This window comes from Shewanella ulleungensis (assembly GCF_014648315.1).
In the GTDB taxonomy this organism is placed as follows: Bacteria; Pseudomonadota; Gammaproteobacteria; order Enterobacterales; family Shewanellaceae; genus Shewanella; species Shewanella ulleungensis.
In genome coordinates this window covers 461,821-487,632 of the sequence record NZ_BMQW01000002.1, presented here as the reverse complement: position 1 = coordinate 487,632, position 25,812 = coordinate 461,821, and the positions used below count along the sequence as shown (strand labels likewise).

General features: G+C 40.3%; 20 protein-coding genes. 6 read left to right on the top strand and 14 right to left on the bottom strand.

Annotation, left to right across the window (positions count from 1 at the left end; translation table 11 throughout):
* Positions 1 to 51: 51 nt before the first annotated feature.
* Entirely contained in the window at positions 52 to 558 is a 507-nt protein-coding gene (gene ubiT / locus IEY40_RS05890) for a ubiquinone anaerobic biosynthesis accessory factor UbiT (RefSeq protein WP_188954246.1), read from the bottom strand.
* A 140-nt stretch (positions 559 to 698) separates the two neighbouring features.
* Here ubiT and ubiU point away from each other — a divergent pair, with 140 nt between their 5' ends.
* From ubiU to IEY40_RS05870, 4 genes are all read left to right on the top strand, one after another.
* Positions 699 to 1,700 (top strand): ubiquinone anaerobic biosynthesis protein UbiU, encoded by a 1,002-nt coding sequence (ubiU, locus tag IEY40_RS05885; RefSeq protein WP_188954244.1) that lies wholly within the window; start codon positions 699 to 701, stop codon positions 1,698 to 1,700.
* Between the two features lie 8 nt (positions 1,701 to 1,708).
* Positions 1,709 to 2,635 (top strand): U32 family peptidase, encoded by a 927-nt coding sequence (locus tag IEY40_RS05880; RefSeq protein ID WP_188954242.1) that lies wholly within the window; start codon positions 1,709 to 1,711, stop codon positions 2,633 to 2,635.
* 394 nt (positions 2,636 to 3,029) lie between these two features.
* Positions 3,030 to 4,382, top strand: a complete 1,353-nt coding sequence (locus IEY40_RS05875; protein ID WP_188954240.1) for a YjiH family protein — start codon at positions 3,030 to 3,032, stop codon at positions 4,380 to 4,382.
* Between the two features lie 170 nt (positions 4,383 to 4,552).
* Complete coding sequence (locus IEY40_RS05870; protein ID WP_188954238.1) at positions 4,553 to 4,918, top strand: PilZ domain-containing protein; 366 nt, start codon at positions 4,553 to 4,555, stop codon at positions 4,916 to 4,918.
* Between the two features lie 379 nt (positions 4,919 to 5,297).
* Here the strand turns inward: IEY40_RS05870 and radA are convergent, their stop codons facing one another.
* The gene (radA, locus tag IEY40_RS05865; protein WP_188954235.1) at positions 5,298 to 6,677 is read right to left on the bottom strand and encodes a DNA repair protein RadA; all 1,380 of its coding nucleotides are present in this window, start codon (positions 6,675 to 6,677) and stop codon (positions 5,298 to 5,300) included.
* A 474-nt stretch (positions 6,678 to 7,151) separates the two neighbouring features.
* Here radA and IEY40_RS05860 point away from each other — a divergent pair, with 474 nt between their 5' ends.
* Positions 7,152 to 9,539 carry a PilZ domain-containing protein gene (locus IEY40_RS05860; protein WP_188954233.1) on the top strand — a complete coding sequence of 796 codons (2,388 nt, stop codon included), beginning with the start codon at positions 7,152 to 7,154 and terminating at the stop codon, positions 9,537 to 9,539.
* A 12-nt stretch (positions 9,540 to 9,551) separates the two neighbouring features.
* Here IEY40_RS05860 and IEY40_RS05855 read toward each other — a convergent pair whose 3' ends face one another.
* Both IEY40_RS05855 and serB read right to left on the bottom strand, forming a co-directional pair.
* A complete protein-coding gene (locus IEY40_RS05855) occupies positions 9,552 to 10,460 on the bottom strand; it encodes an alpha/beta fold hydrolase (protein WP_188954593.1) in 909 nt (302 codons plus the stop codon).
* A gap of 147 nt (positions 10,461 to 10,607) precedes the next feature.
* Positions 10,608 to 11,594, bottom strand: a complete 987-nt coding sequence (gene serB / locus IEY40_RS05850; protein ID WP_188954231.1) for a phosphoserine phosphatase SerB — start codon at positions 11,592 to 11,594, stop codon at positions 10,608 to 10,610.
* A gap of 162 nt (positions 11,595 to 11,756) precedes the next feature.
* Here serB and IEY40_RS05845 point away from each other — a divergent pair, with 162 nt between their 5' ends.
* Positions 11,757 to 12,458: an AhpA/YtjB family protein gene (locus tag IEY40_RS05845; RefSeq protein ID WP_188954229.1), complete on the top strand. Its 702-nt coding sequence runs from the start codon at positions 11,757 to 11,759 to the stop codon at positions 12,456 to 12,458.
* A 64-nt stretch (positions 12,459 to 12,522) separates the two neighbouring features.
* Here IEY40_RS05845 and deoD read toward each other — a convergent pair whose 3' ends face one another.
* The 10 genes from deoD to pnp form a co-directional block, all read right to left on the bottom strand.
* Entirely contained in the window at positions 12,523 to 13,233 is a 711-nt protein-coding gene (gene deoD / locus IEY40_RS05840; protein WP_188954227.1) for a purine-nucleoside phosphorylase, read from the bottom strand.
* 102 nt (positions 13,234 to 13,335) lie between these two features.
* Complete coding sequence (locus IEY40_RS05835) at positions 13,336 to 14,553, bottom strand: phosphopentomutase (RefSeq protein WP_188954225.1); 1,218 nt, start codon at positions 14,551 to 14,553, stop codon at positions 13,336 to 13,338.
* Positions 14,554 to 14,564: 11 nt separating this feature from the next.
* Complete coding sequence (gene deoA, locus IEY40_RS05830; protein WP_188954223.1) at positions 14,565 to 15,896, bottom strand: thymidine phosphorylase; 1,332 nt, start codon at positions 15,894 to 15,896, stop codon at positions 14,565 to 14,567.
* 146 nt (positions 15,897 to 16,042) lie between these two features.
* Positions 16,043 to 16,816: a deoxyribose-phosphate aldolase gene (gene deoC, locus IEY40_RS05825; RefSeq protein WP_188954221.1), complete on the bottom strand. Its 774-nt coding sequence runs from the start codon at positions 16,814 to 16,816 to the stop codon at positions 16,043 to 16,045.
* A 406-nt stretch (positions 16,817 to 17,222) separates the two neighbouring features.
* Positions 17,223 to 18,104, bottom strand: a complete 882-nt coding sequence (locus IEY40_RS05820) for a nucleoside-specific channel-forming Tsx family protein (RefSeq protein ID WP_188954219.1) — start codon at positions 18,102 to 18,104, stop codon at positions 17,223 to 17,225.
* 362 nt (positions 18,105 to 18,466) lie between these two features.
* The gene (locus tag IEY40_RS05815; RefSeq protein ID WP_188954217.1) at positions 18,467 to 19,726 is read right to left on the bottom strand and encodes a NupC/NupG family nucleoside CNT transporter; all 1,260 of its coding nucleotides are present in this window, start codon (positions 19,724 to 19,726) and stop codon (positions 18,467 to 18,469) included.
* A gap of 177 nt (positions 19,727 to 19,903) precedes the next feature.
* Positions 19,904 to 20,665, bottom strand: coding sequence for a TatD family hydrolase (locus IEY40_RS05810; protein ID WP_188954591.1), 762 nt, complete (start codon positions 20,663 to 20,665; stop codon positions 19,904 to 19,906).
* Positions 20,666 to 20,912: 247 nt separating this feature from the next.
* A complete protein-coding gene (gene prfC, locus IEY40_RS05805) occupies positions 20,913 to 22,493 on the bottom strand; it encodes a peptide chain release factor 3 (protein ID WP_188954215.1) in 1,581 nt (526 codons plus the stop codon).
* A 76-nt stretch (positions 22,494 to 22,569) separates the two neighbouring features.
* Positions 22,570 to 23,481, bottom strand: coding sequence for a lipoprotein NlpI (gene nlpI / locus IEY40_RS05800; RefSeq protein ID WP_188954213.1), 912 nt, complete (start codon positions 23,479 to 23,481; stop codon positions 22,570 to 22,572).
* A 148-nt stretch (positions 23,482 to 23,629) separates the two neighbouring features.
* Positions 23,630 to 25,726: a polyribonucleotide nucleotidyltransferase gene (gene pnp, locus IEY40_RS05795; RefSeq protein ID WP_188954211.1), complete on the bottom strand. Its 2,097-nt coding sequence runs from the start codon at positions 25,724 to 25,726 to the stop codon at positions 23,630 to 23,632.
* Positions 25,727 to 25,812: the final 86 nt, after the last annotated feature.

Genomic DNA, 25,812 nt, shown 5'->3' with positions numbered 1-25,812 from the left:
GTTTGAGTTATTCTTACATCGAATATCAATAGAATGGAATCACAAAAATAGTTAACCATTCTCTTTTGTCGAAGTTAACGTTTGTAAAAGTTGAGCCAATTTATTGACCGCTATATTCACCGGAGTTGGTAACGAATCGAGCTCAATCGACAGCAATATATTTTTCACTTCTAGCCCAAGTTCAGTGTCACCTTCGATACGTAATTTACGTTGAAAAAAAAGGGTGTCGGGATCTTCTTTTCCTGCAACGACTAACAGTAACTCAGGCACATTTGCACTAAAAATAACATTCGGGTTACTCATCGGCTGTACCAATAACCTATTATTTATCCCAACTTGAAATTGCAAATCAATATCATCAACACAAATTCCGACTGATTTATCGTTTAAAAATGCCAATTCCCCAGAATTAACTTGTTCAGCCAACACTAAATTCAGCATTTGAGTAATGAGGGCCATTTTCATTTTTACAGGAACTATCGCTATTGAGCGACGGCTCACCTGTGGCGCAAAATGTAAAATGTGTTCAGATAAACGTTGTTGAAATGCTTGAGCCATTAAGGGGTCCTACCTGCAAAGAGATCGATTTAGCAAGCTAGTTTACTGGCAATTTATCCAACGAAACCTGTTTTAAATCAATTCATGTTAACTCAATCACATTTACACTCCTGTTCTTTAAAAATAATGAGCACATCAACATGGAACTCTTATGCCCAGCAGGTAATTTAGCCTCGCTAAAAGCAGCCTTAAATGCTGGAGCCGATGCGGTGTACCTGGGACTTAAAGATGACACCAACGCGCGATCATTCGCAGGCTTAAATTTTTCAGCGCCGCAACTGGCACAAGCAACTCAACTGGCTCATAGCCAAGGTCGTAAAGTCTTTTTAACCTTAAATACCTTCCCAAAACCTGGGCATGAACAACGCTGGTATCAGGCAGTTGATTTAGCAGCGCAACTCAATATGGATGCGTTAATCGTAGCTGATTTATCATTATTAAGTTATGCCCATCAACATCATCCACATTTGCCTTTACACTTGTCAGTGCAAGCGAGTGCCACCAACTTAGGTGCGTTATCGTTTTACAAAGAAGCATTTAACATAGAGCGCGCGGTATTGCCTCGAGTGTTATCAATAAAGCAAGTCAGAGACTTAGCCAAAGTGAGCCCTGTCGAGCTAGAAGTATTTGCTTTTGGCAGTTTATGCATCATGGCCGAAGGGCGCTGTCATCTATCATCTTATGTGACAGGCCAGTCCCCAAATACTGGCGGCTCATGCTCGCCTGCTAATCATGTGCGCTGGCAAGACAGTGGCAGCGACAAATTAACCCGATTAAACGATGTATTAATAGATAAAGCAGATGCTAGCCAACAATTGGGCTATCCAGTGGTGTGTAAAGGCCGTTATGTGGCTCAATATGATCATGATGCTAAATACTTACTTGAATCCCCCACCAGCTTAAACACTCTCAGCTTATTGCCAGAACTGGCAAAAGCAGGTATCGCGTCACTCAAAATTGAAGGACGTCAAAGAAGTCCAGCTTATGTCAGTCAAGTCACTCAAGTGTGGCGTAGTGCAATTGACACTTATTTATCGTCACCGGCATCGTTTGCCGAACAACCTAAATGGTCACAAGCATTAGCCAAAGTGTCAGAAGGACAAATTACGACATTAGGCGCTTATGAGCGCCAGTGGCAATAAGGGTTACTATGAAAATATCTCTAGCACCGATAAGTTATTGCTGGTCTAAAGTAGATGTCGAGCAATTTTATCAACAAGTCGCAAACAGTAACATTGATACGGTATACCTAGGTGAAACCGTCTGCAGTCGTCGACGAGAACTAAAGTTTGCTGATTATTTGGCTTTGGCACATATGCTCAAAGATCATGGTAAAAAAGTGGTATTGTCGACGATGGCGTTAGTCGAAGCGCAATCTGAACTCAATGAACTAAAACGTGCAATCAATAATGGTGACTTTAGCATTGAAGCCAACGACATGGCTGGCGTGTATTATGCCCACCAGGCTAGCGTGCCCTTTGTTTGTGGCCCCACAATTAATAACTACAATCGAGCAAGCTTGGATTTGTTACATCAAAAAGGCATGTACCGCTTTGTAATGCCATGTGAATTATCACAAAGCTGGTTACAAGCCGTTATCGACTCAGACACTAAACCACAATATGAAATCGAAGTGCTCGGTCACGGTTATTTACCATTAGCGCATTCAGCTCGTTGTTTTACCGCAAAGCATTACCAGTTGCCGAAAGACAAATGCCAAACAATTTGCCAACGACATAGCAAAGGCCTTTTAGCTCAAACACAAGAGTCTCAACCACTGCTGAGATTGAATGGCATTCAAACTCAATCGGCGGCACAAGTGGATCTTATCAGCCAGATCCCTCAAATGATCCAAATGGGGATCGATTATTGGCGTATATCACCTAATAAATTAGCCGATGTTGCCTTAGGAAATACTTTAGCAACGTTACTAAACCACGTTCAGTTGAGTGATAATGCAACATTACAAGACGAGCTGAGACAATACGAGCTTGTAAAAACCAATGCTCACAATTGTAATGGATATTGGTTTGGGCTACCGGGTATGAAATTTACCGCCCCCCCTGCTCTGGCATAATATTCACATCACATCTAATGACACACGTTGTCATTAGATGTGATGTTTTTCTTTTATCATGAATGATTTTGCAATGTCGTGGAGTCAATATTACAACAATGGCGAATCATGGTTATAGTGACCACTATCGAAACGTTAAAACAACCAGTGACAACGACACTATCAATCATTAATTTGCCTATTAATTAGGACTAATACGTGATAATAAACACGTATATCTACCCACATTTAACTAATATCTATTCGTCTCAGTTATCATTTTACATACCACAAATAAGGGGGTAACCTTGCCTCCCTAAAAGTACAGCTGAATGGACATTCACTTATCGTCCATTAATCACAGTGGCCTTGCACAGCGAGCCACTTTAAAGCACATACGTAAGGTGTATTTAACGTGACACAAAAAAAACACAACATTAAAACAATTCTGACCTTTATTATCCCATCATTGATTGGTCTTTTACTGTTTATGACGCCTATCAGTGTTGATGGCGCGATCACCATTCCGATTGCGATTATTTCTAAAGCGCTACAAACAGAAATGGGCAGTTCGATTCAATTAATCGTTGCTGGCATTGTCGTATTAATGGCAATAGCCTCTTTACTCACACGCCTGGTGAATCCTCAATTCATTCGCAAGAATCATTTTTTACGCACCTTATTAAAGGTCAATTTATTCTGGCTAGCAACGCGTATTTTAGGTGCCATATTCATTGTAATGGTGTACTTACAAATAGGTCCTGAAATAATCACGTCTTCGGCGACTGGTGGCCTAGTACTCAATGACTTAGTACCGGTTCTATTTTCGGTGTTTATTTTTGCCGGCATGTTGCTGCCACTTTTATTAAACTTCGGTTTACTTGAGTTTTTTGGCACATTACTCACTAAAGTTATGCGGCCTATTTTTAACTTACCTGGCAGAAGCGCTATCGATTGTATGGCTTCTTGGTTAGGTGACGGCAGCGTCGGTATTTTAATGACCAACAAGCAGTATGAAACGCGTTTTTATACTGAAAGAGAAGCTGCGGTTATTGGCACTACATTCTCAGCAGTATCCATCACCTTCAGCCTAGTAGTTATTTCACAAGTTAAACTTGAGCACTTGTTTGTACCTTTTTACCTTACCGTATGTTTAGCCGGTATTGTTGCCGCCGTTATCGTGCCTAAATTGCCACCATTATCCTGGAAGAAAGACACATATATTGACAACACTCCGCGTCATGAAGATGATGAAAGCGTGCCAGAAAACCATGGGGTATTCTCTTGGGGTTTTGAGCAAGCTATGCAACGGGCATCCACTGCAGGTGGCGTAAAGCAGGTACTAGTTGAAGGGATAAAAAACGTTGTTGACATGATTTTTGGTGTCATTCCTGTGGTCATGGCAATTGGTACCGTGGCACTGGTACTTGCAGAGCACACACCGATATTTAATTACTTGGGTATGCCTTTTATTCCATTATTAGAACTACTGCAAATACCTGAAGCAACAGAAGCGTCAAAAACAATTGTTGTTGGTTTTGCAGACATGTTTATCCCTTCTATCTTGGCAAGTTCAATCGAGTCTGACTTAACCCGCTTTGTGATTGCGGCGTTATCTGTGACTCAGTTGATATACATGAGTGAAGTGGGCGCGCTCTTAATTGGCAGTAAAATACCAGTTAACTTTTTTGAGCTGTTTGTCATTTTTATCCTGCGTACATTGGTGACACTGCCAGTTATCGCGCTAATGGGTCATTTACTTATATAAAGCAAGACTTGCTATATTTGTGAGCCATCCCATAAAGGAGCGCAACGCGCTCCTTTTTTAGCTTAAAAACCCAGCGAAAAAAGTAAAATTCGAGTATGCTTAAGAGATAACAACATACTCAATGGTCGCGGGCTGTATCCCGTTATCACTAAATGCATTAAGGGTAACCCATGGACGACAGACGTAAGTTTTCTCGTATTTTATTTGCTGCTAGCGCGCATATTGAGCAAACAGAACAAACTTGGCGAACAAAAATTTTAGACTTGAGTCTTAATGGGGCTTTGGTAGAGTTACCGTCGGGTTATACTGGGCAACTCAATACCGTAGTAACCTTAGCATTTGTGCTGCCAGATTCCGATATTGAACTGCAAATGCAAGCGGCAATTGTACATAAAACCCCAGATCATCTCGGGCTCAAATGTGTTCATATCGACGTTGAGAGTATTACTCATTTACGCCGCATTATTGAATTGAATATGGGAGATGCAGAGCTACTGGATCGTGAGCTTAATTCACTCGTGACACCAACGCCATAGCAACAAATCCTGTTTTAGTATTAAAAAAAATGGCAAACCAGTCTGGTTTGCCATTTTTATTTCGATTGTTCTAGAGTCTGTTGATCTTTGCTAGTTGAATTTTTTTCGAGTTAAAAACGTCTAAATCGAGGCGAATGGATTGATGCCAAGTCATCTTAGCAACTCTTTATTTGCAAAGAATCATTCAACTAAGAGTAAAACATTTTTAGCAGAACCTTTCGGGCTACGTTTGTTGGCCATTTTTACTGCGTTATCGACTTTTTATGAAAAATAACTACACCTCAAAGTCTCTGCCGCACAGTTGTATATGTGAGTAATGGCCAGCAATTCGCAGTAAAAACAACCTTGAAAGATCAACAGGCCCTAGCGACACATACCATTAATTAATCAGTTCGAGTAACTCGTGGATCGTTTTAACTGGAGTAATTTTAGCCCCTAACCCTTCCATCGATTTATGATAATTACGAAATGGAATGAAAATCTCGGTAAAACCATGTTGTGCGGCTTCTTTCACTCTAGGCACGCCACTGTCGATAGGCCTTACATCCCCATTTAAACTCAGTTCCCCCATAATGCAGGTGGTTCGTGGGATAACAAAATCATTTAAACTGCTGAGCAACGCCGTAACCAATGCTAAGTCGATACAGGTTTCAGACTCATCGATTTTCAAACCACCAACGATATTGAAAAAAGTATCATGGAAAATTTTAGTCTTAGTGTGTTTACGCAAAATCCCAGTTAACATTTTAATCCGGTTCATATTAAGCCCCACACAGACGCGCTGTGGAAACTCGGATTCGGTCTCAGTAGTTAAACATTGAATTTCTAATAATAAATTACGATTTCCTTTACGAATACAGGTAATTGTCGATCCTGGAGATTCTGTCGTCGACCCAGATAAAAATATTTCACTCGGATTGTCTACACTGATCATACCGCGTTCGCTCATGCGAAAAATACCTACGGTATCGACGTCACCAAAACGATTTTTATTAGCTCTGAGAGTACGAATTTGACCGTCATTGGTATCGATGTGCAATAAAGAATCAACGATATGTACTAAGGTTTGCGGCCCAGCGATTTCGTTATTTTTATTAACATGAGCAATAATAAACATAGTGACGTTATTTTTTTTACAATATTGCGTAAATGCCTGAGCTGCAGTTTTAACTTGCGAAGGCGATCCTGGACTGCCATTCGCATTTTCAGTCACCACGGCTTGAATTGAGTCAATAACCGCAAACTTAATTTGCTTAGCTTCTAATTCTTCAATGATGGATTCGACACTGGTTTCAGATAATAAGTATAAATTATCTTCGTTATAATTAAGCTTTAAACGATTAACTCGATTTTTAAACTGAGACAATGATTCTTCAGCTGTACAATATAACGATGCCGTAGACTGAGACATACGCGCGACTAAATCTGACAATAAGGTCGTTTTACCTGCGCCAGGATCACCTGAAATAATATTAACAGAGCCTGTAGTGAGTCCACCACTCAACACCCTGTCTAACTCACCAATTCCAGTGAGCCTTTTTTCGGCTTCAACAGACTCAACCTCGTTCAGCTTTTTAGCACCGCCACCCGCAGCGCCAGCATAACCTAATACAGCAGGACGAGACGCCGCAGTTTTAGCGCTTGAGAGGCGGACTTCAACCAAGGTATTCCAGGCACCACAACGACATTGTCCCTGCCAACGCGGATAATCCATGCCACAATCGTCACACACAAATGCCATTTTTGGAGCTTTAGCCATGCTACTTCCTATCATTTGCTCAATAATAACACGATATCTGTGTTATCTATTTTATCTAAACTAAAAGCACTCATGTTAGCGCCATACTGGTGCTGATGAGAATTACCTTACAAGTGCTAGTGTGCTTATAGCCGATACTCAATAAACCTAAAGTTTGATGTAAGATGCTTTATTGATTCTACACAACAGGTGAACATAGACAAAAGCGAGGATGACTGGTTAAATAAGTTAATAAAATAAGGTAAATAACAACGATATTAATCTTGAACCTTGCCTATTATTACAATCTTGTTCACACTGATTGTTAATTAGAGGTAAATACACTCAGCTAATTAATTTACAGCCTAACCATATTAGCTTACCTATTATGGATTGGTAATGAATAATTATGATTAATGTCATAAAGAACAGCACTTTCTTGCCGATAAAATATCAGCCAGACTCACAATAAGCCCAATAAAACGATAATATAAAATGAGTTTAGATAATCACAGTGCATTAATTGAACAACTTAAGCCGTTATTAATGGAACCTGATTTTCAGGACATTTTTGAACAGCTAACAGTTGATGAATCGAATTCGACCCGTTTTCTATTGAAAATGGAGCTTAACCGTATTTCATCACAATGCACCAGGATTATCGATTTACGTGACAAAACAGAATTGCCCTGCGAAGAAGTCGTTATCGCTAACCAGCGACATTTCCTTGATGAACCAGCAAAAGAATCGTTAATTAATGCCCTTCCTCTGTACCGTAATAAATACACTCTTGGGGTTTACGAGCAAGTCGTCAAAGCACATAAGCTGCGTCGTTTAAAACTTCGTAATATCGAGCCTGAAGATACCTCAAGCGAAGTTAATCCTTACTTGGTTCCTGGTGTTGTACTTGGTAGCTACTTTAATCGATGTGAAGAACGGATGAATTATAGTATCCGTATCGCCGTATCCCAGCCAGGTTTAAGTGAGGTTAATGGCGTCACCCTTGATCTATCCGTCGGCGGCGCCAGAATTAAATTGCCTTTAAAGCATCATTTAGATCAAGACAAACCGGTCAAACTCAAATTACTTGAACTGAGTGAAGAGTTCTTTGTTGACGAACTTCAGCATGGTGTTGAATATCAAATTGTCGATATCCAGAATAAAGACGGTAATGCCATTTTAAGGCTTAAACGCCTCGGTGGTGGGGAAGCACTAGACAAAGTGTTAACCAAAGTTATTCGGAGCTATAAGTTCCGCTATAAAGTAGATGTAAACGATGTAATTGTGACAGCAACAGGTTTAGGTTATGAACGTCATTACTTACCATTGTTAACGCATTTACCTTTATATGTCAGCAAGAAGGGTGATGAACCAGTCATTACTTATGAGTTGCTTGGCCGTGGTAATCAGCCTGTACAACATTACTTCCAAGATGAAAATGAAGTTAGCCAATTACCCAGCTTTATCAATACTCGACGCCTGACTCAGATACTTAAAAATAGCAATGACACAGATCATAATCTGCTGTTTAGCTTTACCCATAACGCACAAGGTAAGCTGCATTATTATTCGGCATCGTTAGCCGAATTAAAGGCCACAAAAAATCTTAATGTATTTCTTGGGTTTGCTTCCACAAAAGCCAGCTGGCGAGTATTTAAAGTAATAGCCCAGCCCATTGACCATAATAAAAACTATAAAACGTCAACACTACCAGGTGATGATGCACGTTATAGCGCATTAACTGAGCAACAATTAGCACAGTTTAGTCATACCATACAGTTAATTGACCTAACCAATGAGGACGTACGTCGTGATTACCAAACTTGGTTTAACAAAGAAGATGTAAATGGACTAAAGATTTTTGCTCAAGCTAAGGTTAAAAATCACAGTATCAAAAAAGTGTCGATGCCATTCAGTGAACGCCGACATGAAGCTCGATTCGCTTTTAAAACCTCTGTAATAATCCAGCAAGGTGACAAAAAGGCTACAGGAATTACTCACGATATCTCTAGTCGTGGCTTGCAACTGATACTAGAAGACGCAATCGATTTTGCAGAACCCGCTCAAGTCACATTATCTTTTCCAAGACTTCAGGCTGCTGCTGGTAAAACCAACTTATCAAATTTACCTTATCAACTTATTCGTAGCCGCATGAATGGATTAACGTTGCATTTAAGTGCATTGATTGGACATTCACCACATGAAGGGGTCGAGTTTTTAAATAAGTTAATTGCGCATAACAAACAAAAACTAGAAAAATTATCCGACAACGAAGGTCAACTTAAAGAACTGGCCGATGGGTTAAAAAACTTATTTATGCGCCAACTACCTGGCGTACCATATTTTATTGAGAAGACGGTAAAGTCTGCTCAAATGGCTTATATTGGCATCGGCACTACCACAGATGAAATCAGCCATTTATTTGCTCAAGACACAGATCAAGTTCTTCATTATAATTTACTGCCATTACTGGATAATAATGTCTTAAAGCAGCAAATAATTGATCCGATTAAAGCAATGAAAGCCAGCCATGATATGGACTTTTTTGAAGTGTTTATGCAGCTAGTGCGTCAACCAAGAGGGTCTGTGCAAATAAAATGCATACTCAAATCGGAATTGGGCGGCAGAGACAATCAAATACAATTTATTCAACAAAGTAAAAAAGTCGGTAGATTTATGGCCTTACGAGTTTATCGTGGCGCTACCGATAAACCCGATATGAGTTATATTCGTCGCGAGTTAGAGTACATCAACATACATGCAAACCACCGTGCAAAACAGCTTGAAGAACAACTGTGGAAAGTCATTGGTTCTGGTGAACTACTTGATATAACAGCGGAAGTAGAAATACGTTATCCCAGCCTCATGACAAGTAAAGCCTAAGTGTTTACGTACTTATAAAGCTAAATACCACTGCTTAATCGTAACAAAATGATCTTGTTCAGCTTGTTTATTTGTTAACATTCCAGCATGGTCATAATCAAATAGATTTCCTTGTGCTTTAGACAACAAAGTATATTTAACCTGTTTAAAGCCACACTCAGTAATCATATCGCGCACATCAGATGGATTACCTAACACTCGATCGTTTTTACCCGCGATAAACCAACTTGTTGGCCAATTAGTTTTCATTGCCGCGCGAGCATAATCAAAGCTATCATCATGATCGACCCAGTCGCCTCTGACCCAATCAATGGTTTGCAATAATGAAGCTCGGCTTTCGTTATCCATGCCGACTCGTAGACGATTTGCATCTAAATAGCCTGTTCTGGCGACCAAAAAAGGCGCTAAGCGATTCCAAAAAAAATCGACCATAAGCCATTTTCTTAGGGATTTAACTTTGATCGTGCGTTTAGAACCAAATGTTAATAGCGATGCGACACTCGTCTGTAAATCAGTAAACCGTGCCAAACTACTCGCCATTAAAACTCCACCCCAGGAATGAGCACACCAATGCACCTGAGTGACTAAAGGATGGCGTTGTAATATAAACTGGTGCACTAACGGGAGTTGTTCACGAATAACCTCACCTTGACCCAATGCAAAATCACGTTGAATTTTAGGTAAACTTAATCCGCGCCCTGCAGTGTCCATCACATAAACATCAAAGCCCGCTTTAGCTAAAAAACATGCAAGTCCACGGCCTGTATCACTATAGAACACACGGCCGTTAGACATAGCACCATGTAGCATTAAAATCGGAATTGTCGCCCCATGAGGAGAATGAGGGCAAATATGCCTAACATGAAGCTGACCTTCACGGTATGGAATAAAAAGAGAGTGTTGTTGGATATCAATATTCAAAATAGGCAGAAATGAAAGTAACCATAAGGTTAAGCTATCATTACTGCCAGTAAATACAAACAAAGTAGAGTAAAAACTTTATGTTTGTCCATCTTCAAATCATCAGTTCACTTTATTAAAACAATACGATTACGATAAACAATGAGGTTAAGCTTGTAAGCAAAATACTAGAGCACGTAAATCAAGACGCTGAATAGCGGCATCGGCTGCGGCAACGAGTTTAGGTTTTGCATGAAAAGCTAATCCTAGATCAGCTGCCTGGATCATAGGTATATCATTGGCACCATCACCAATTGCCACGCATTGTCCTGATGCTATGGACCATCGTTCAGCACTTTTTGCTATCACATTAGCTTTGTATTGTGCATCAACCACTTCACCTGTTACTTCACCAACAAGTTTACCATTTTGAATGACTAACTCATTGGCATAAGCTGCGTCTAATCCTAGCAAATTTTTTAAATGTCCCACAAAAGGCGTAAATCCGCCGGAAGCCACGACCAATTTCCATTGATGCGATTTAAGCTCCGTAATCATCGACTCTATACCCGGCATTAAAGGCAATGTGTCACATAATTTTTCTATAATATTGGCATCTGCACCCGCTAATTTAGCGACACGTTGTCTTAAAGACTGTTCAAAATCTAATTCTCCGCGCATCGCACTGGCAGTCACAGCTGCAACTTCATCACCAACACCCGCCATTGCAGCTAGCTCATCAATACATTCAATTTGAATCGCTGTTGAGTCCATGTCCATCACTAACAAACCACAAAGATTCAACCGTGCTAACGGTTGTTGTACAAGGACGATTTCTGCGGCAATCTCTTGTGGAAATGAGCTAATCAATTCATCTATTGGTGTTTGAGTCGAGAGCTCAAAACCAACTAGATCATTTTGGCGGTCAAGTTTAGCAATATGCGCATCAACCGAAATTAAGGCTAGCCATGCTTCAATATGCGCAGAATATGCTGATTCAAATATCACCCGACAGCGGTATGGCAAATCCGCTTGCAAGCTTACCGGATAATCTGTCTCTTGATAACGGTATAATACACAACCGAGATGTTGATATGTCTCACAAGTGTCTGAAAATAACCAATTTAGTAAAACATTATCACGTTGTTGTAGCATCAATACGGCCTCTTAGTATGTTACGACTATCTACTGGCTATTTTTTCGATTAGTATAGCTTTTTGATGATTCTCTGCAATTGGATTACCGCTGAGTATTGCATTGTGCAACAACCAACCCAAATCAGCCTCCAATTAAATAGAAAAAACACTGAGGATTAAAGTGATTTTTGTTAAAGGTCTTAAGAAAAGACAAAAATTCAGTAGGATAATACAAATAGTTATCGCTATATCACTGATTTTTGGTCTTATACATTTATGGCAAGCAAGTCTTCGTAATGGCCAAAACTTGCTTAATTCGCAAACAAAGGTGATGGCACGTTTATTAGCGCAACAAGCCGCTAATGGCGCTGCACCAGCCATGTATTTACAAAATGATGAACAACTTCAATGGTTAGCCTCGGCATTAGCCGCTGATCCTAAAGTCATGTCAGTAAATATCTACAACTCGCAAGGTGTCAGGCTAGCTTTTGCTCAGAGTGTGTCATTTGAACATTTAGAGGCAGACTCAGAAGCATTGAAAGGGTTATTGAAACCTTACCCGCCATTAATTGAAAACGTGATCCAAGACGATAACAATCTTGGCTACGTTGAAGTGCGTTTAAATCTCGATATCTTTTTTGATGAGATCAAAATTTTGCATGAACAAAACATGGAATTACAGCAAATGATGTTAATTGTTGCTGGTTTTATTGGTTTGTTATTGTCCCGAGCACTGTCATTTAAACGTGCAGATTTTGATCGACGTAAATCGCGGGCTAAATTACGCAAAAAACCAAAGAGAGTGGCGTTAATTTCAGATGCTGAAAACCTGGCGCTAAATGAAGAAGATAGAGATAAAGATAAAGATAAAGATAAATCTTAATTCGATTATGTAAAAGAAAAAGGGGCACTCATTGAGTGCCCCTTGTTGATTATTACAAGATTGATTACAGTGTTAAAGCAGCATCTAATGTCATAACAATCATGTCATTGAACGTAGTTTGACGCTCGTCTGATGTTGTTTTCTCACCAGTACGGATATGGTCAGAGACTGTTACAACACATAACGCTTTAGCGCCTAACTCATGTGCTACACCATATAAACCAGCCGCTTCCATTTCGACACCGAGTACACCCATTTTTTCCATTACGTCAAACATTTGAGGATCTGGAGTGTAGAAAAGGTCAGCAGAGAATACGTTACCAACACGGATGTTAGTACCATGCGCTTTTGCAGAGTCAACCACTGCGCTTAATAAGCTATAATCAGCAATTGCAGCAAAATCGTTATCTTTAAAACGTAAACGGTTCACTTTAGAGTCTGTACATGCACCCAAACCAATAATCACGTCACGTACTTTTACGTCAGTGCTAATTGCGCCACAAGTACCAACACGGATTAAGTTTTTAACGCCGTAGTCTTTGATAAGTTCATGGGCGTAGATTGAACAAGATGGGATGCCCATACCTGAACCCATAACAGAAATACGCTTACCTTTATATGTGCCCGTAAAACCTAGCATGTTACGTACGTCAGTCACTTGCTCAACATTTTCTAAAAATGTTTCTGCAATGTATTTAGCACGTAATGGATCGCCTGGGAAAAGTACTGTTTCAGCAAAAGCACCTTCTACAGCATTAATATGTGGTGTAGCCATGTTATAACCCCTATGTTTCTATTTTATTTGGTGTTGCTTAATAATGTATATAGTTTAGCAAAGGCATTAAACTATATATAGAACCGTCGTTTGAAAATGTGACTAATTAATAAAAGATTCACCATAATTCATCGGTTCTAGCTTAAAATAGCTTGCTATAGACTGGCCAATGTCAGCAAAAGACTGACGACGACCTAATGATCCTGCCGGTAAACCAGCACCATAAGCTAATACAGGTACACGTTCACGAGTATGCTCAGTACCTACCCATGTTGGATCACAGCCATGATCAGCAGTAAATACCACAAGGTCATCTGGTTGTAAGATGGCAAATAACTCAGGCAAACGAGAGTCAAAATACTCTAGCGCTTTTGCATAGCCAGCAGTATCACGGCGATGACCATAATGAGAGTCAAAATCGACAAAGTTAGTAAACACAATAGTATTGTTACCCGCACGCTTAATTTGCGTTAGCGTTTCATCAAATAACTCTTCAAGACCTGTCGCTTTAAATTGTTGGGTAATACCACTATGAGCATAAATATCAGCAATTTTACCAATACTCACAACTTCGCCACCGGCATCTTTCATTTTATCAAGCACGGTTGGCGCTGGTGGTAATACAGCATAATCATGACGGTTGCCCGTGCGTGCAAAATCAGCAGGACCAGAGCCAATAAAAGGACGGGCAATAACACGGCCAATGTTATAAGGCTCAAGCTCTTCGCGCGCAATTTTGCATAATTTGTAAAGATTTTCTACGCCAAATGTTTCTTCATGACAAGCAACTTGGAATACCGAATCTGCCGAAGTATAGAAAATAGGCTTACCTGTTTTCATATGCTCTTCACCCAATTCTTCAAGAATTTGAGTGCCAGATGCATGACAGTTACCTAAAAATCCGTCTAGACCAGCACGTTTAAGAATTTTATCAGTCAGCTCTTTCGGGAAAGAGTTGGTTAAATCGCTAAAGTAACCCCATTCATAAAGAACAGGAACACCCGCCATTTCCCAGTGACCACTAGGGGTATCTTTACCCGAGCTTAATTCATCTGCATGTCCATAAGCGCCGATTACTTCAACATCAGCATTAAAACCGTCAGCAAACTTACCCGTGCTTTCAAAGCCAGCATGACCTAAACCTAATTTAGCTAAATTAGGCAGTTTTAGAGTCCCTTGACGACCAACATCAGCCTTACCTTCTGCACAAGCCTGAGCAATGTGGCCAAAAGTATCAGAACCGACATCACCAAATTTTTCAGCATCAGTCGCAGCACCAAGACCAAATGAGTCTAGCATTAAGATAAAAGTACGTTTCATTGTGTTTTCCTTTATAAATCTGAAGCACGGATATAGCGATATATCTCTGGCGTCTTCTCAGGCGCACTATCACTAACCACAATCGCCTTTTGAACTGCAGCTGCAGCTTCGGCGAAAGCATCTTCAGATTGAGCATGGATCATGGCTAACGGAACATCTTTGTTAACTTCTTGACCCAACGCGCAAACTTGAGTTAATCCGACGCTGTAATCGAGTGCATCACCAGGTTTACGGCGACCACCACCTAAAGTCACTACAGCTAAGCCAAGCTCACGTGTATCCATTTGGTAAGCAAAACCGGAAGTATTGGCATAAACAGGGCGAATAATTTTTGCATGAGGTAAATACTTATCATATGCCTCAACAAAATCAGCAGGACCGCCTAAACCAGAAACCATTTTAGCAAATGCCTCTGCTGCTTTACCATTATCTAATACAGTATTTAACTTATTACGTGCATCGGCTTCATTCTGTGCAATACCGCCCAAAACAAGCATTTCAGCACATAAACCCATTGTTACAGCATAAAGACGCGGGTTACGGTATTGACCGGTTAAAAATTGAATAGCCTCACGAACTTCAACAGCATTACCCGCACAAGAAGCTAATACTTGGTTCATGTCTGTCAGTATTGCAGTGGTTTTAGTACCCGCGCCATTAGCCACAGCGGTAATGCTGCGGGCTAACTCTTCTGATGCTTCATAAGTCGGCATAAATGCGCCGCTACCTACTTTGACATCCATAGCCAGTGCATCAAGACCTGCAGCCAGTTTTTTCGATAAAATAGAGGCAGTAATAAGCGGGATAGACTCAACAGTAGCAGTGTTATCACGAATAGAATAAAAGCGTTTATCAGCAGGAACTAAATCGCCTGTTTGACCGATAATAGCTACACCAGCCTCTTTGACGACTTTGCGAAATAACTCACTAGAAGGTTCAGTTTGGTAACCAGGAATGGCATCAAATTTGTCGAGAGTACCACCGGTATGGCCTAAACCACGTCCAGAAATCATTGGTACATAACCACCACAAGCTGCCGCCATAGGGCCAAGCATTAGGCTAATAACATCGCCTACGCCACCGGTACTGTGCTTATCAATAATAGGACCATCTACACGTAATGCATCCCAATTTAATACGGTGCCAGAGTCACGCATAGCACTGGTGAGTGCGATACGTTCATCCATATTCATGTCCTGAAAATATACCGCCATACCAAATGCCGCTATCTGACCTTCAGATACGGTATTGTGAGTAATGCCATTAACAAAGAATTGGATTTCGGCTGTGCTTAGCGCTTCGCCATTGCGTTTTTTACGAATAATCTCTTGAGCAAGAAACATAATACGTCCCCCGATAGGCAATCCAACACCTTTAGGATCGCCATTAATATAAGAATACTATCGTATGATAGTATCTTTAGATGACGTATTAATACGTCACCTAAAGTGAAGATAGAGCCTAACAGCGTAGCGTTAGGCAACTGCCATTAGTAACCAGAAGTAGCTTTAGGCGCTTCGGTCAATTCAAGCGTATGCAATAAACTGTTTAACAAGCTTGATGCACCAAAACGGAATGTTTGTGGTGTCACCCAATCGTCACCTAAAATACGCGCAGCTAAATCTAAAAACTCAGCGGTTTGAGCTGCATCGCGGACACCGCCAGCAGGCTTAAAGCCGATGTTACGGTTTTTTTCACTGATGACAGTCAACATAATTTCAGCAGCTTCTAACGTTGCATTAACAGGTACTTTACCTGTTGACGTTTTGATAAAATCGGCACCCGCATCAATTGAAATTTCAGACGCTTTACGGATTAGTGCTGGATCTTTTAACTCACCAGATTCGATAATCACTTTTAAAATTGCGTCTTCACCGCACTCTTCTTTACAGGCTTTCACGAGTTCGAAACCAACGGTCTCATTACCTTCCATTAATGCACGGTATGGAAATACCACATCCACTTCATCAGCACCGTAAGCAACAGCTGCACGGGTTTCTAATACTGCGATAGCAATATCGTCATTACCATGTGGGAAGTTGGTTACTGTGGCGATTTTTATGTCTTCACAATCAAGTTCATTTAATGTTTTACGTGCAATAGGAATAAAACGAGGATAAATACAGATTGCGGCAGTATTACCCGCAGCAGATTTAGCTTTGTGGCATAACTCAATCACTTTTTGGTCGGTATCATCATCATTTAACGTCGTTAAATCCATTAATGAAATGCCAAGTTGCGCCGCTTTTTTTAAATCAGTCATAATTGCTCTCCGAAACGAAAAATCAAAGTCGATAAATTTTGTTCAGGCAACACTATAGCTGGCTATATGATTATAATTATGGCCGGACCTTCAGTATTGCCAGTAAATACAGGTGCTATTTACTAACCTAAGTATTCAATCTGATAACGAGTACCACGACTTGAATCCTTGAAGACCGGAAAAGATAAAACAAAGATGTTGTTTCAACCATTCCGCGAAAAATCCATTTTAGCGCGCGAAAATAAAACTTTGTAGAGTACAAACCTTTATATAAAACTACGATACTTAGACAATAATTTTAGATAAAGATTTCAGTAATTGTGCTGGTTTTCTTTTTTATTTTTATTTTTATTTTTAAAATTTGGAGCCGCAATCTGCGGCTCCAATCAAACTAACTCGCTAGCAACTAGATTTTGTAAGTTGCAGTTAGGTAGTGAGTCCAACCAGTAGTATCTAAACCACTCCAAAACTCATTTTTAAACGCAGCGTCGTTCAAACCATATGAATGGTAGAAGTACTTGCCGCCATAACCTAGCGCGAAACGATCTGTATGGTAGTAAAGACCGAAGAATATAGCACCACCGTGTTCAGTGTTGTTATACTTACCATCTAGGTTCATGCCAGAATATTCTTCATCCATATCGAACTGGTAATCAACATAACCCTGGAAAGAAAGGAAGCTTTTGTCTTCGAAGAAAACAAATGGCTTGAACCAGTTAGCAGAGAATTGGTAACCATTCCAGTCTTTACGGTTGATATCGTAAGTAGCAAAAAGGTTCATGCCAGTTTTACCTAACCAAGGTACGTTAACGTCAGCGCCCACACCCCAGAAAGACATGTTTACATCACCGCTACCATCACCGTCAGTGCTGATGGCTCCGCCACCCCAGTTAAATAGAGTTGAGAAGTAAACTTCTTGTACTGGGCCGAAAGATAAATCAGTACCAGTGATTGCATCGATAGAGAAGCGCGGAGCTAACTTCATAAACATTTTGCTAGCGCCGTTATTCTTGTCGCCAGAATCGCCGTTAGCTAGGTTGAATACGTCTACGTAACCATATAGGTCAACAAAACCTGAACGACCACCAAACTCCATTTCCATGTAGTTATGAGTCGCTTCGTTTTCGTCTGCAATTGGATGCTCATCAATCGCATACATAATGTTAAACTGCATCCACTTATAGTCAGCAGCGTGAATGTCGCCAGTTTGTTCAGCAGCTGAAGCAGTAAATGCAGTACCAGCTAAAGCTAGAGTACCTGCTAATGCTAAAGTATTTAATTTTTTCATCATCAACCCCATGTATATTATTTAACTATCTTCTTGGATAGCACTTCTTTTTAATTCACTCGTATTTTACCGTTAATGATACAAATCTCAACATTAAATCGATAAAAAACGAATACAAAATTCTTTTTTGTGAACAATGTCGCGACTTTATGTCTACATATTGCTAACAAATTAACATATTGAATCACTGACTAGTGGCTTTAACATATCCTCTTTCGCAGTATTCAATAAGCCTATAACTTCGCATCGGAAATGGTGGATTAACACAAAAATCAATAACAACGTCTTACAAACTGGGCCTTTAACATTGACTCACTAAAGACCCAGTGATTGAGGTTTTACCCTCTAGATTAACTCTTAACTTAGATAGCTAAGAATAGACCGGCTAATGTCGCGCTCATTAAGTTAGCTAATGAACCAGCGATAACAGCACGGATACCTAATTTTGCAAGGTCATGGCGACGTGAAGGAGCCATAGCACCTAAACCACCAAGTAAGATTGCAATAGAAGATAAGTTAGCGAATCCACACAATGCGAAAGAGATAATCGCTTTCGTACGGTCTGTCATCACAGCTTGAGTTGCTTCAACCAAGATACCGCCATCAGCAACATCTTTTAAGTAAGGAGCAAAGTTCAAGTATGCAACGAATTCGTTTACAACAATCTTTTGACCGATGAAAGAACCAGCAACTAATGCTTCGTTCCAAGGCACACCGATTAAGAATGCTAAAGGCATGAAGATATAACCAAGGATAAGCTCTAGAGTAATACCCTCTAAACCGAACCAACCTGTTACACCACCGATGATACCGTTGATCATAGCGATTAAGCCTACGAATGCGATCAACATTGCACCAACGTTAATAGCTAGACTCATACCTGATGAAGCACCACCTGCTGCAGCGTCAAGGACGTTAGCTGGCTTATCTGGGTCTTCAGGTAGGTTTTCCATTTCGTTAATAGCAGTTTCTGTTTCAGGGTGCATCAGTTTAGCCATTAATAGGCCACCTGGTGCTGCCATGAATGACGCTGCAACTAAGTATTCAATTGGAACACCCATTTGCGCATAACCCGCTAATACAGAACCTGCAATAGAAGCAAGACCACCCACCATAATGGCGAATAGTTCAGATTGAGTCATTGTCGCAATAAATGGACGAACAACTAAAGGTGCTTCAGTTTGACCAACGAAGATGTTAGCCGTTGCAGACATAGATTCAGTACGACTTGTACCTAATGCTTTTTGTAAAGCACCACCGATAATACGGATAATCCACTGCATGATGCCTAGGTAGTAAAGCACTGCAATTAAAGAAGAGAAGAATACAATGACTGGTAATACGTTAATGGCGAAAATAAAACCAACTTTAAAGTTAGCTAAATCACCAAATAAGAAGCTAATACCACTTTGTGCATAACTAATCACACTTGATACCGCGTCAGAAACACCTTTCAGAATATCTTTACCGATTGGAACATATAATACGAAACCAGCGAAGAATGCTTGAATAGCTAAAGCACCACCAACAGTACGTACATTAATTGCTTTTTTATTATTTGATAGTAAAAAACCTATCGCAAGTAAGGTGACCACCCCTACTAAACTCATTAAAATATCCATTAATCATCACCCTTTTGTTAACAGTTTTTTTGAATGTTGTTAACTCACCTAATTTCCGTTGATGATTATAACTGAGCGTGAAACGAAAAGCGTCGTTTTGATCAACTTTTTAGAGTTTAATTTCAATCTCTTAGGTGATTAAATAGATTTTTTACGATTTCGTTTTAAAAAAAACGATTAAAGCTCAAATAGTTGCACTGCATTTTTATTCAACTGTTCTAATATACAAACAGTTTCATTTTTCTTTAAAAATGAGATTTCGGACACAATTCTGTTTAATACAAGCGGGGTATTACGCGTTTTGGGCTGATCAAAAGGGCTCATACTGGGTGAATCAGTTTCTAATAGAAAGTGTTCCAAAGATAATTCCGTCACTGTTTGCCGAAGCTTTCTAGCACTGGGGTTGAGCAATAATCCACCAACACCAATTTTAAAGCCCAAAGCAATATATCGTTCAGCAATTTGACTGTTTCCGTAAAAGCCATGAACCACACCGCCACGACTCGGTCGTATCCGAGCTAATAGAGTCAACAACTCTTGATGAGCTTTAACTGAATGTAAAATAACTGGCAATTGATAAGTTTGAGCCAACAATAATTGTTTTTCGAGTAACAACAGTTGCTTATCTGACCAATGATGTAATTTATCTAAACCACACTCACCCACAGCCACCAAACGCTTATTTTCTCTACATTCCTGTAGCTTTGTTTCAAGTAAATAAATTGCACTGTCAATATCATCCGGGACATGCCAAGGATGGATCCCGAGCGCAAAATACCATTGGTATTTATCAGCCAATTCCAGTTGTTTTTGCCATTTATCAACAGAAACACCAGGAATGATAACGGACGAGATCCCCTGTTTAGTCATCTCAGAAACAAGTTCGTCTCGGTCATTATCAAACTCAGGCATATCAAGATGCGCATGGGTATCGATCATATATAATCTACAATTATTATGGTTGACGATAAAATTAGCATAAAAATCAACCATACGTTAAGCGTTGAATTGAATTACCTATAATGAAATATCATTGATAAAAAATGCTATGAATAATAGGTAATCGCAAACGGGAAAATCCAGGATCACACAAAAATGATAATTACTGTGATAACTCGTATAAAAACACAATAAAAAAGGTGGCCAAGCCACCTTTTTAACATTAAACCAACAAAATACTTAACAATTAGTGTTCGCGGGTCTTAGCAAACTCAATGTCAGGATAACGCTCCATCGAAAGATTCAAGTTAACCATAGTAGGTGCAATATAAGTTAGGTTATCACCACCATCTAGTGCCAAATTAGGACTGCACTTACGACGAAACTCTTCGAGTTTACGCTCGTCTTTACAATAAACCCAGCGGGCAGTACTGACGCTAATGCCTTCGTAAATCGCTTCAACGTTGTATTCACTTTTTAAGCGACCAACCACCACTTCAAACTGCAACACACCGACCGCACCAACAATCAAATCATTGGAATCAATAGGTCTAAACACCTGCACAGCACCTTCTTCAGACAACTGCACTAAGCCTTTAAGTAACTGCTTTTGTTTTAATGGATCTTTTAAGCGAATTCGGCGGAACATTTCTGGGGCGAAGTTTGGCACACCAGTAAAACGAATTTTTTCGCCTTGAGTAAAGGTATCACCAATGCGCATAGTGCCATGGTTATGTAAACCAATAATATCACCAGGGTATGCCGCTTCAGCACGATTACGATCACCGGCCATAAAGGTTAAGGCGTCACTCACGTTGACATCCTTACCAATACGCACATGATGCATTTTCATACCTTGCTCATACTTACCAGAACAAACACGCATAAAAGCCACACGGTCGCGGTGCTTAGGATCCATGTTCGCCTGGATTTTGAAGATAAAACCAGAGAATTTATCTTCACTTGGTAATACATCACGAGCATCCGTTTCACGCGGTAATGGCTTAGGAGCCCACTCAACGATACCATCAAGGATATGATCTACACCAAAGTTACCTAAGGCTGTACCGAAATATACAGGCGTTAACTCACCTTTCAAAAATGCTTCTTGATCAAATTCATGTGAAGCGCCAGCAACTAACTCCATCTCATCGCGGATTTCTGATGCGTATGAACCAAGCACTTTATCTAATTCAGGATTATTCAACCCTTTGATGATGCGCTCTTCTTGGATAGTATGTCCCAAACCACTTTGGTAGAGAATAACTTCGTCACGCAAAATATGATAAACACCTTTGAACTCTTTACCAGAACCAATAGGCCAAGTAATTGGTGCACAAGCTATCTTTAAAATATCTTCAACTTCATCCATCAACTCGATTGGATCACGAATATCACGGTCACATTTATTCATGAACGTTACAATAGGTGTATCGCGTAAACGAGTGACTTCCATTAGCTTGATAGTTCGATCTTCTACACCTTTGGCTGAATCGATAACCATCAAACAAGAGTCTACGGCGGTTAGTGTACGGTAAGTGTCTTCTGAGAAGTCTTCGTGACCAGGCGTATCAAGTAAGTTGATAAGCGCGCCACCGTAAGGAAATTGCATCACAGAAGTCGTGATAGAAATACCACGATCTTTTTCCATCTCCATCCAGTCAGACTTAGCATGCTGTCCTGACTTTTTACCTTTTACCGTACCGGCTTTTTGTAAAGCCTGTCCGAATAAAAGTACCTTTTCGGTGATGGTTGTTTTACCCGCATCGGGGTGCGAAATGATGGCGAAGGTACGACGCTTGTCGACCTCAACTTTGTTGCCTGACATGTTAACCTTGCACTAGCCGCTAAAAAAGGCGCAAATTATAGCGCCTATCGGCAGAATTGGCTAGGCAAACTGATGTTTAGCCTTTGTTAGATAATTCAGCAGCCTGTTGAATAACATTTTTAATCTTTGCCAATTCAATTCTGGCATAACGATGTTCAACAAAATCATAAATATTTGTCGCTAGCGTTAAACGATAAAAGTTAGCGGCTTGTTGATATTGACCATTGGCAGCAGCTTGTTTAGCTAGGTAAAAATAAGCTTCGCATAAGCGTTCTGCGTACTCTTTAGGTTGCGACAACCCCACTTTTGCAGCGGCAAATACTTGCTCTTGAGTTATCTTACCTAAATAGAAATCGACTAATACACTCGCCCAATCTTCATTTTTTAACTGTTGGCGTTGTAGCATTAAATCAGCTAAAGCTTGATTTTTATCTACAGCGGAAGACATTAAATACAGCCACAAAACACGATAACCGTCACTCGGGTCGCGAGCTAGGAAAGCTTGCATATCTTCAACAGCTAATTGATAGCGTTCTCCGTAATATAGTGCAATACCACGATTAAGGTAGGCATAATCATAGCCAGGAGAAAGCTCTAACACACCATCAAACGCTTCATAAGCACTATCGAACTCACCCTCTTGGGTGTAATAAATGCCTAAGAAATTATAAGCATCTGCCAAATCTGGTTGTAGTTTAATAGCTTGATGAAAATCAATTCGACCTAATAAACGTAAACCGACACTGTCGTAGATTACCCCTCGGTCGTAATGAAAACGAGCACGTTGTTCGTCTGTCAGTTCCATTGTTGCTAAAATTTCATTTAACTTAGCTAATGTCACTTCCATTTTATAATCTGGCATAACCGGTGCAACAATCATTTGCCCTGTGACATTCTCACTTGAGCTTTGCGTAGCAGCACAGCCTGACAACAACATACTTGCACCGACAACAACGGCAATAACTGTGGTGCGTAGTTTACATTCCATCCGCTTGACCTTATCAGGATTTATTAATATTCAATATCATAGCAATCTGGCCATCTAAGAGCTATGGAGGAGTAAAGATTATTTCAATAAACATAAAAAAAGGAGATCATATGATCTCCTTTTTAATCGCTTAACACACTAAATTATATTACTCAGCGGTTTCTTTCGTTTGTGCTTCTTTGATTGACAATCTTACGCGGCCTTGACGATCCACTTCCATTACTTTAACAGCAACTTCTTGGTTCATTTCAAGGTGATCAGATACATTAGCTACACGCTCATCACTGATTTGTGAAATGTGAACTAAACCATCTTTACCTGGAAGAATGTTAATAAATGCACCGAAATCAACGATACGGATTACTTTACCGTTGTAGATACGACCCACTTCCACTTCAGCAGTGATTTCTTCGATACGACGGATAGCTTCTTTGGTTGCTTCACCGTTTGAAGAAGCAATTTTCACAGTACCGTCGTCATCAAGTTCAATCGTAGTACCGGTTTCTTCAGTAAGTGCACGAATAACCGCGCCACCTTTACCAATAACATCACGGATTTTTTCTGGATTGATTTTGATAGTTGTAATACGTGGAGCATGTGCAGAGATATCGCCACGATGTGAACCAATTGCTTGATCCATTACATTTAGAATATGAACGCGAGCGCCATATGCTTGCTGTAATGCAATATCCATAATCTCTTTAGTGATACCTTCAATCTTGATATCCATCTGAAGAGCAGTAATACCATCACGAGTACCAGCAACTTTAAAGTCCATGTCACCTAAGTGATCTTCATCACCTAAAATGTCAGAAAGTACAACGAAATCGTCACCTTCTTTAACTAGACCCATTGCAATACCTGCAACAGAAGTTTTAATAGGTACACCAGCATCCATTAATGCTAATGAAGTACCACATACTGAAGCCATTGAGCTCGAACCGTTTGATTCAGTAATTTCTGAAACAACACGGATGCTGTACGGAAATTCTTCAGCAGTTGGCATAACGGCATTCATACCACGCCAAGCCAACTTACCGTGACCGATTTCGCGGCGCTTAGGTGAACCCACCATGCCAGTTTCACCAACTGAATATGGAGGGAAGTTATAATGAAGCATGAAACGGTTAGTACGTTCGCCCATGATGCTATCAATTTTTTGAGCATCACGTTCAGTACCTAGTGTACACGTCACTAAAGCCTGAGTTTCTCCACGAGTAAACAATGAACTACCGTGAGTACGTGGAAGTACACCAGCAAGTACGTTTAGTGCGCGGATCATATCTGGTTCACGACCGTCGATACGTGGCTTGCCACTGATAATACGACCACGAACCACTTTCTTCTCAAGGCTACCAAGTAAGTTGTCTACTTCACGAGTATCAACATCTGGGTTTTCAGCAACTAAAGCCGCTTTTGCAGCCGCTTTAACAATACCGACTTGAACATAACGGTCTTGCTTAACTTCAATTTGGTAAGCTTCAGTCATGCCTGCTTCAGCAAGATCTTTAATCTTAGCAACCAACGCTTCATCTTGAACTGGTGCAGTCCAATCCCAAGTAGGTTTGCCAGCTTCAGCTTTGAATTCGCTAATCGCGTCAACAACAACTTGTTGTTGGTCGTGACCATAAGTTACGGCACCTAACATGATTTCTTCTGCAAGCGCCTTCGCTTCAGATTCAACCATAAGTACAGCAGCTTTAGTACCTGCTACTACTAGGTTAAGTGAGCTAGTTGCAAGCTGATCTACTGTTGGGTTAAGTACATATTCGTTATTAATATAACCAACACGCGCTGCACCAAGAGGACCGCTAAAAGGAATACCAGAAATAGCTAACGCAGCAGAAGTACCAATCATCGAAACAATATCTGGCTCGATTTGTGGATCAACAGATACCACAGTGATGATAACTTGAACTTCGTTTTTAAAACCGTTAGGAAATAAAGGACGGATAGGACGGTCGATAAGACGGGCAATTAGCGTTTCATCTTCAGAAGGACGACCTTCGCGCTTGAAGAAACCGCCTGGGATTTTGCCCGCTGCATAGGTTTTTTCTTGATAGTTAACAGTTAGCGGGAAAAAGTCACGGCTTAAATCCGCTACTTTCTTTCCAACTACAGTAACTAATACTGTGGTATCACCCATGCTTGCTAAAACTGCAGCATCTGCTTGACGTGCAATAACACCTGTTTCTAAGGTGACTGTATGTTGACCATACTCAAAACTCTTTACAATTGGATTCACGTGACCCATTCCTTAATTTAATGACCTTTAATTACGCGCACAAGTATACTGCAATTAGCTTGAATAGTTAAATAGACGCGATATCG

Coding starts and splice junctions, on each gene's coding strand:
- ubiT (WP_188954246.1), bottom strand. CDS start 558: ATGGCTCAAGCATTTCAACAACGTTTATCTGAACACATTTTACATTTT.
- ubiU (WP_188954244.1), top strand. CDS start 699: ATGGAACTCTTATGCCCAGCAGGTAATTTAGCCTCGCTAAAAGCAGCC.
- IEY40_RS05880 (WP_188954242.1), top strand. CDS start 1,709: ATGAAAATATCTCTAGCACCGATAAGTTATTGCTGGTCTAAAGTAGAT.
- IEY40_RS05870 (WP_188954238.1), top strand. CDS start 4,553: ATGGACGACAGACGTAAGTTTTCTCGTATTTTATTTGCTGCTAGCGCG.
- radA (WP_188954235.1), bottom strand. CDS start 6,677: ATGGCTAAAGCTCCAAAAATGGCATTTGTGTGTGACGATTGTGGCATG.
- IEY40_RS05860 (WP_188954233.1), top strand. CDS start 7,152: ATGAGTTTAGATAATCACAGTGCATTAATTGAACAACTTAAGCCGTTA.
- serB (WP_188954231.1), bottom strand. CDS start 11,594: ATGCTACAACAACGTGATAATGTTTTACTAAATTGGTTATTTTCAGAC.
- deoD (WP_188954227.1), bottom strand. CDS start 13,233: ATGGCTACACCACATATTAATGCTGTAGAAGGTGCTTTTGCTGAAACA.
- IEY40_RS05835 (WP_188954225.1), bottom strand. CDS start 14,553: ATGAAACGTACTTTTATCTTAATGCTAGACTCATTTGGTCTTGGTGCT.
- deoA (WP_188954223.1), bottom strand. CDS start 15,896: ATGTTTCTTGCTCAAGAGATTATTCGTAAAAAACGCAATGGCGAAGCG.
- deoC (WP_188954221.1), bottom strand. CDS start 16,816: ATGACTGATTTAAAAAAAGCGGCGCAACTTGGCATTTCATTAATGGAT.
- IEY40_RS05820 (WP_188954219.1), bottom strand. CDS start 18,104: ATGAAAAAATTAAATACTTTAGCATTAGCAGGTACTCTAGCTTTAGCT.
- IEY40_RS05815 (WP_188954217.1), bottom strand. CDS start 19,726: ATGGATATTTTAATGAGTTTAGTAGGGGTGGTCACCTTACTTGCGATA.
- IEY40_RS05810 (WP_188954591.1), bottom strand. CDS start 20,665: ATGATCGATACCCATGCGCATCTTGATATGCCTGAGTTTGATAATGAC.
- prfC (WP_188954215.1), bottom strand. CDS start 22,493: ATGTCAGGCAACAAAGTTGAGGTCGACAAGCGTCGTACCTTCGCCATC.
- nlpI (WP_188954213.1), bottom strand. CDS start 23,481: ATGGAATGTAAACTACGCACCACAGTTATTGCCGTTGTTGTCGGTGCA.